This window comes from Actinoalloteichus spitiensis RMV-1378 (genome assembly GCF_000239155.1).
GTDB lineage: Bacteria > Actinomycetota > Actinomycetes > Mycobacteriales > Pseudonocardiaceae > Actinoalloteichus_B > Actinoalloteichus_B spitiensis.
In genome coordinates this window covers 23,512-30,758 of sequence record NZ_AGVX02000087.1, presented here as the reverse complement: position 1 = coordinate 30,758, position 7,247 = coordinate 23,512, and the positions used below count along the sequence as shown (strand labels likewise).

Below are 7,247 nucleotides of genomic sequence, written 5' to 3'. Positions count from 1 at the left end.
GTCTCCGCCGTCGGCGGCCCGAATTCCGCGGTGGGCGGGGTCGTCGAGGCCAGCGGCCGGTCGGAGGACGAGGTGGTCGCCGGCACGTCGGTGGGAGGGGAACGCGGCCTCACCACGGGAAACGAACTCGATGGACGGCCGGGTGCTCTCAGCCCCGGCGCGCCGGCCCGGGTGGGGGCACCGCCGGTGGTCGGCCGCCCGCCCCTTCCGAGGGTTCCCGGCGGATCATGGCGGGATCCACCGGGCGACGCTGCCGCACCGCCGCGCTCCCCGGCCCGCTCACCAGGGGGGATGCGCGGCCGGCTGGAGGCGCTCGGCGTGACCGAGGCGCGGATCGCACTCCCCTGGCGGTGCGGAGCCTTCCCCGGCGTGGCCGTCCACGTTCCCCGTCGTTCCTGGCGAACGAAAATTTCACCGGTTGGTGAATCATTGGCGCCGAATTCGCCAACCGCGAAAAGATCTCGCTTCCGATCAGCGGTCGGATTGTTGGCGGCAACGTGCCAAAAATCCGATGGTGAACACCCATAAGGGTGATCAACATCACTGATAGTGGAGGTGAATATGTCCCTCCGTCGGCACCTTCTGCCAGGATGCGCCACTGATACGGCCATAGGGTGAGGTCGATCGTGACGCAATGCCGCAACGCGGCGGTGACGCAATCGTTCACCCACCCGTGCTTCCCGACTGTCGCCGTCCGGCCGACGGCGCGCTCCCTCAGCGGCGGGACCACGGTGGCACGGCCGTGGAACCCGCCCGGGGCGCCGGCCCCGGAGGGACACCGACCAACCCGTGAGGAGTCCACACCGATGCCAGGTTCACCCAGGTCCGTCGCCATCCCGGCGGCCTCCGCCGGGCTGCTACTGCTCACTCTGGCCGCCTGCGGACAGGAGGAACCGGTGGACGCGGGCAGTGGCCCGACCACCAGAACCACTCTCGAGGCAGCCCAGGAGCGGCTGGGCAACGCCGTCAGGAGCAGCTGCGAGAACCAGCCGGGGACCGTCCAGCAACTGATGGCCAACCCGAGCCCCAACTACAGCACGAACCGGGCGCAGGGCCCCACGTGCACGTGGTCCGCCGGCTCCCGGCAACGCATCGCGATCACCGCCGTCACCTCCGAGCCCTACTCCGAGTGGCGTGCCACCAACGAGCTGTTGGTGGGGGAGGGGACCGGGTTCCAGGTTCGGGGACACGACGCCACCTGGGCGCCGGGCACCGGCGAGGAAGGGGGCTGCTTCGTCGTCGCCGACGTGGACGACACGGCGCTCACCATCCAGTTCGGCGGTGTGGAGGACCCCGACTGCACGGGTGCCAGGAACCTGGCCGACCAGGTGCTCGCGCACCTGGACTGACGCCGTCGGCAGCCCCGCACCGAACCCCCCGGTAGTGTCATCGGGATGGATACGTCCCAACCGGTCGACGATGCCGGGACCCGGAGGCTTGGCCTCGGGCTCGCGGCACTGGGTCGACCGGCCTACATCAACCAAGGGGGAGCGGACGCCCTGCCGGCGGAGCGCACGGTGGAGGCGATGCGGCGGAACTGCCACGACGTGCTGGACGCCGCGTACGCGGCCGGTGTCCGCTGGGTCGACACGGCCCGCTCCTACGGCCTCGCGGAGGAGTTCCTCGCGGAGTGGCTCGCGGACCGGGGGCACCGTGACCTGGCGGTGTCCAGCAAGTGGGGCTACACGTACGTGGGCGAGTGGCGTGTCGACGCCGAGGTCCACGAGGTGAAGGAACACAGCGCCCAACGGTTCGACGAGCAGTCGCGGGAAAGCCGGGATCTGCTCGGCGACGCGCTGGGCGTCTACCAGGTGCATTCGCTGACGCCGGACAGTCCGCTGTTCGACGACCGGGCACTGCTGGGACGCCTGGCCGAGTTGGCCGGAGGTGGCACCCGGGTCGGGTTCTCCACCTCCGGCCCCCGCCAGGCGGAGACCATCGAGCGCGCGGTCGAGCTGGAGGTCGACGGCGAGCGGCTGTTCACGACGGTGCAGTCCACCTGGAACCTGCTGGAGCCCTCGGCCGGTCCGGCGCTGGCCGCGGCCTCGGAGGCGGGCCTGCGGGTGCTGGTCAAGGAGCCGCTGGCCAACGGCCGGCTGGTCGTCGACGCGCCTGACCTGATCCGCGTCGGAGCAGAACGAGCCGGAGTGGGCCCGGACGCCGTCGCCCTCGCGGCGGCGCTGGCGCAGCCGTGGGCGGACACCGTCCTGCTCGGGCCGGCCAGCGTCGAGCAGCTCAGGGAGAACCTGCTCGCGGTCGGCGTCCCCCTGCTCCCCGCGGAGCGGTACGCGATGGCCGCCACGCTGGCCGAGCCCCCCGAGCGGTACTGGCAACGCCGGTCCTCGCTGCCCTGGCGCTGACCTCCCTCACGTCCCCCGTCCACTCGCGGCGGAGCGTCGGAACCACTCCCGGAGCAGCTGTCGGCTGTCCGGTACCAGGGGCCATCCCGGGTCGACGCTCCGCCGCCGCAACTCCCCCAGCGGCATCCACCACCCCGACTCGATCTCCTCGGGCTGGTGCCGCACCTCGCCGGCCCACCGCGCCTCGAAGAGGTGGGTGTGCACCCGGAGCCCAGGGCCGTCGTAGGAGTCGACCAGGGCCGGCCGCAGCGGCACTCCGACCACACCCAGTTCCTCCGCGAGTTCGCGGCGGGCGCAGTCGGCCGGGTCCTCGCCCGCGTCCACCACGCCGCCGGCGAAGCAGTCCAACGCTCCCGGGAAGATGTCCTTGGTGTCGGTGCGGCGGTGTACGTATGCCCGGTCGCCGTCGGGTGAGAGCAGGAACACCGCCCCGCACCCGTGCCACAGGTTCTCCGCCCGCACCCGCCTTCTCGGGGCGCTGCCCACGACCATGCCACCGGGGTCGTAGACGGCCACCAGTTCGTCTCCTCGGGAGGCTGGTTCGACCATGTCCCCAGCCTCGCACGGCAGTCCCCTGCGCATCGGACCACCACGGCTGTGGTGGTTCACCACCACGGGCGTGGTGGTCCGCGTGCTCGAGCTCGGACGCCACCGCCCGTCGGGGACGGAGAGTGTCCGCCTGATCACTCTTTCAAGTGTCGCGCTCATGATCAAGCCGCGAAGGGTCCCGAAGCCGTAGGCTGAAGTCCATGCGGCGGATCATGGGAACCGAAGTCGAATACGGGATCACGGTGCCGGGAGAGAGCACCGCCAACCCCGTTCTCACTTCCACCCAGGTGGTGCTGGCCTACGCGGCGGCCGCCGACATCCCCCGGTCCCGGCGGGCGCGGTGGGACTACGAGGTCGAGTCGCCGCTGCGGGACGCCCGCGGTTTCGACCTGGGAGGCCCCAGCCTGCCCGCCGCCGACCACGAGGGGGACGACCTCGGCGCGGCCAACGTCATCCTCACCAACGGCGCGCGGCTCTACGTCGACCACGCCCACCCCGAGTACTCCACCCCGGAGGTGACCAACGCCAGGGACGCGGTGATCTGGGACAAGGCGGGGGAACGGGTGATGGAGGAGGCGGCCATGCGGGCCGCCACGGTGCCCGGACAACCGCACATCCAGCTGTACAAGAACAACATCGACAACAAGGGCGCGAGCTACGGCAGCCACGAGAACTACCTGATGGCGCGCAGCACGCCCTTCACCTCGGTGATCTCCGGGCTGATCCCCTTCTTCGCGTCCCGGCAGGTGGTCTGCGGTGCGGGCAGGGTCGGGTTGGGCGCGTCCGGGGACGGGGCGGGTTTCCAGCTGTCGCAGCGGGCCGACTACATCGAGGTCGAGGTCGGGCTGGAGACCACCCTCAAGCGGGGCATCATCAACACCAGGGACGAGCCCCACGCGGACGCCGACAAGTACCGGCGCCTGCACGTGATCATCGGTGACGCGAACCTGGCCGAGTACTCCACCTACCTCAAGCTGGGCAGCACGGCGCTGGTCCTGGACATGATCGAGGCGGGCCACCGTTTCGACGACCTTCGGCTCGGCGACCCGGTCCAGGCGGTGCACACCATCAGTCACGACCCCTCGCTCCGCGCCACCGTCCCGCTGGCCAACGGCCGCCGCTTCACCGGGCTCGACCTCCAGTGGGCCTACCACGAACGCGCGGTCCGGCACGCCGAGTCCGAGGGGGTCGACCAGGCCTCGGCCCACGTCCTCCAGACCTGGGGTGAGGTGCTGAACCGGCTCAGCCGCGACCCGGCGGAATGCGCGGACATGCTCGACTGGCCGGCGAAGCTGCGGTTGTTGGAGGGGTACCGCGCCCGGGACAACCTCGGGTGGGCCTCCTCCCGCCTGCACATGATCGACCTCCAGTACTCCGACGTCCGGCTGTCCAAGGGGCTCTACAACCGGCTGGTCGCGCGGGGCTCCATGCGTCGACTCGTCGACGAGGAGGAGGTGCGGGCGGCGATCACGTTGCCGCCGGAGGACACCAGGGCCTACTTCCGCGGTCAGTGCATGGAGCGGTACCCGGCGCAGATCTCGGCGGCCTCCTGGGACTCGGTGATCTTCGACCTGGGCAGGGAATCCCTGGTGCGCATCCCCACCCTGGAACCGCTGCGGGGGACGAAGGCCCACGTCGGCCAGCTGCTGGAGGCAGCCTCCAGCGCCGAGGAACTCGTCGACTCGTTGACCCGGCGGTAGCGGCAGGATCCCGGTCGACCGCTCGGCGGGACGACGGACGCACCGCCAACTGGGTAATCTTGGGACACGGGCAACCGCCCTGACATCGGGAGGACTGATGGCACAGGAACACGCGCAGAAGCACGGCGGTGGCGACGGGGACGACGAAGCCCAGGAAGCCACGACCGCCGGCCAGGAGCGGCGCGAACAGCTCGGCGAGGACGTGGACACCATCCTGGACGAGATCGACGACGTCCTGGAGGAGAACGCCGAGGACTTCGTGCGAGCCTACGTCCAGAAGGGCGGCCAGTAGGCCCTCGCCCGTTCCGCCGCACCCGCCACCCCGACCCAGGAGTACACCGCCTCATGGAGAACCCGACAGCCCGCGCCCAGTCGGGCGCGGCCCTGCCGAACGCCTACTTCGCTCCCGGATCATCCTTCGTCGACTTCGTCCGGGCGGCCGCGCCCGAACTGCTGCCGGGCAACCGGGTGGTACCAGAAGGGCAGGTCGGGCACCCGCCGCACGGCACGACCGTGGTGGCGTTGAAGTACCGGGGCGGAGTGCTGTTGGCGGGTGACCGCCGGGCCACGGCGGGCAACCTCATCGTGCAACGGGACATCGAGAAGGTGTTCCCGGCGGATGCCTATTCCGCGGTCGCGATCGCGGGAACGGCCGGCATCGCGCTGGAGCTCGTCCGCCTGTTCACCGTGGAGCTCCAGCACTACGAGAAGATCCACGGTGTGCCGCTCTCCCTGGAGGGCAAGGCGAACCAGCTGTCGAACATGATCCGGGGCAACCTGGAACTGGCGATGGCCGGGCTGGCCGTCGTACCGCTGTTCGTCGGGATCGACGTCGACTCGGACGGGACGGAGTGGCCCGGGCGGATCTTCAACTACGACGTGACCGGAGGCCGCTACGAGGAGCACGGCTCCTACCACGCGGTCGGATCGGGTTCCCTGTTCGCCAAGTCGGCGCTGAAGAAGCGCCACGAGCGGGATGTGGACGAGGACACCGCCGTCCGCAACGCCGTGGAGGCGCTGTACGACGCGGCGGACGACGACACGGCCACCGGCCACCCGGACCTCGGGAGGAAGATCTACCCGGTCGTCGTCACCATCACCCCGGAGCACGGCGCGGTCCGGCTGAGCGACGAGCGGACCTCCTCGGTGGCGGAGGCCGTCGTCGCGGCTCGCCGCGACAACCCGGGCGGCTGAGTCCGGCGAACGACGACCCAGCCCAGCAAGACCCCCTCATCCCGCCGGGAGTTCCCACGTGACTCTGCCCTTCTACACCTCGCCAGAACAGCTGATGCGCGAGCGCTCCGACCTGGCCCGCAAGGGGATCGCCCGGGGCAGGAGCGTCGTCGTCCTCACCTACTCCGACGGGGTGCTCTTCGTCGCCGACAACCCGTCCAACACCCTGCACAAGGTCTCGGAGATCTACGACCGGATCGGGTTCGCCGCCGTCGGCCGCTACCCGGAGTTCGACAGCCTCCGGGTGGCCGGCATCCGGCACGCGGACCTCACCGGTTACGCCTACGACCGGAAGGACGTCTCGGGCCAGACACTGGCCAACGTCTACGCGAAGGCGCTCGACGCTGTCTTCACCGAACGGGTGAAGCCCTACGAGGTCGAGGTCTGCGTGGCCGAGGTCGGCTCCTCGCAGGAGAACGACAAGATGTTCCGCCTGTCCTACGACGGTTCGATCGACGACGAGTCCCGCTTCGTGGTGATGGGCGGCCAGGCCGAGACCATCCGGGGCGTCCTGCGCGAGGACTACCAGGAGGGGCTGGAACTCGCCGCGGCCCTGCGGCTCGCCGTGCGGGCACTCGGCGCCGAGGTCGGAACGGGCGCGGGCAGCGGGGGCGCCGCGGCGCCCAAGCGCGAGATCTCCGTCAACCAGCTGGAGGTGGCGGTGCTGGAGCGGTTCCGGCCGAACCGGGCCTTCCGCCGGATCCCCACCTCGACCCTGTCGACACTGGTGGAGGAGCGGTCGGGCGAGGACGCCTCGGGCGGTCCGGTCGCCGAGTAACGGCCGACCACGGTCGACGGCGGATCAGCGCACCACCAGGACCGGGCACTCGGCCGCGCGGACGCACTGCGCGGCCACCGACCCCAGCATGAGCCGGCCACCGCGCCCCCGGTGTCCGAGGACCAGCAGACCGGCCGTCGCGGACGCCGCCAGCAGGGCGGTGACAGCGCGCGCCCTGGGTGCGCTCACCGTGACGTCCGCGGCCTCACCCAGGCAGTCCGCGACCACCTGGGCGGTGTGCTCCCGCATCCACCGGGCGTACTCGTCGAGGCTGGGAACCGTCGCGGGAGGCAACTCCGGGGGGCGCGTGGCGCTCCGCAGCGTCCACGCCCGGAGGACGTGCAGCGGAGCGGAGCGGCACTCCGCTTCATCGGCCGCCGTGCGGAGGGCGACCAGCGACGGCCGCGATCCGTCCAGGCCGACGACCACCGGCCCCTCGAAGCTCCCCGCGGACGAGTCCATACGGTCCTATCGAACCCGAAGGAAGGGCCGCTGTCGTCATCCGATCCGGTCGACTGGCGGCGACGGCCAGTAGCCGCTCCGGCTCCGCACCCGTGTGCCGCACTGGGTGGGGGCGCGGCCGAGGTGGCGCTCACCGGCTCGCACCGACCGCTCCCCGGCCCGTCC

Annotated in this window: 8 protein-coding genes; 6 read left to right on the top strand and 2 right to left on the bottom strand. The window is 71.1% G+C overall.

From position 1 onward, the window contains the following. The first annotated feature begins 806 nt into the window (after positions 1–806). Together ACTIDRAF_RS0204375 and ACTIDRAF_RS0204370 are read left to right on the top strand one after the other, a co-directional pair. Positions 807–1,349 (top strand): DUF3558 family protein, encoded by a 543-nt coding sequence (locus tag ACTIDRAF_RS0204375; RefSeq protein WP_016697494.1) that lies wholly within the window; start codon positions 807–809, stop codon positions 1,347–1,349. Positions 1,350–1,394: 45 nt separating this feature from the next. Next, positions 1,395–2,360 carry an aldo/keto reductase gene (locus ACTIDRAF_RS0204370; protein WP_052168700.1) on the top strand — a complete coding sequence of 322 codons (966 nt, stop codon included), beginning with the start codon at positions 1,395–1,397 and terminating at the stop codon, positions 2,358–2,360. Positions 2,361–2,366: 6 nt separating this feature from the next. Here ACTIDRAF_RS0204370 and ACTIDRAF_RS0204365 read toward each other — a convergent pair whose 3' ends face one another. Further along, positions 2,367–2,942, bottom strand: a complete 576-nt coding sequence (locus tag ACTIDRAF_RS0204365; protein ID WP_245533437.1) for an NUDIX hydrolase — start codon at positions 2,940–2,942, stop codon at positions 2,367–2,369. 167 nt (positions 2,943–3,109) lie between these two features. Between ACTIDRAF_RS0204365 and dop the strand changes: the two genes are divergently transcribed. The 4 genes from dop (at position 3,110) to prcA (ending at position 6,620) form a co-directional block, all read left to right on the top strand. Further along, positions 3,110–4,609, top strand: a complete 1,500-nt coding sequence (gene dop / locus ACTIDRAF_RS0204360) for a depupylase/deamidase Dop (RefSeq protein ID WP_016697491.1) — start codon at positions 3,110–3,112, stop codon at positions 4,607–4,609. A gap of 97 nt (positions 4,610–4,706) precedes the next feature. After that, a complete protein-coding gene (locus tag ACTIDRAF_RS0204355) occupies positions 4,707–4,901 on the top strand; it encodes a ubiquitin-like protein Pup (protein WP_016697490.1) in 195 nt (64 codons plus the stop codon). A 53-nt stretch (positions 4,902–4,954) separates the two neighbouring features. After that, positions 4,955–5,803: a proteasome subunit beta gene (gene prcB, locus ACTIDRAF_RS0204350; RefSeq protein ID WP_016697489.1), complete on the top strand. Its 849-nt coding sequence runs from the start codon at positions 4,955–4,957 to the stop codon at positions 5,801–5,803. Positions 5,804–5,861: 58 nt separating this feature from the next. Then, positions 5,862–6,620, top strand: coding sequence for a proteasome subunit alpha (gene prcA / locus ACTIDRAF_RS0204345; protein WP_016697488.1), 759 nt, complete (start codon positions 5,862–5,864; stop codon positions 6,618–6,620). A gap of 24 nt (positions 6,621–6,644) precedes the next feature. Here prcA and ACTIDRAF_RS0204340 read toward each other — a convergent pair whose 3' ends face one another. Further along, a complete protein-coding gene (locus ACTIDRAF_RS0204340) occupies positions 6,645–7,082 on the bottom strand; it encodes a universal stress protein (RefSeq protein WP_016697487.1) in 438 nt (145 codons plus the stop codon). Positions 7,083–7,247 lie beyond the last annotated feature (165 nt).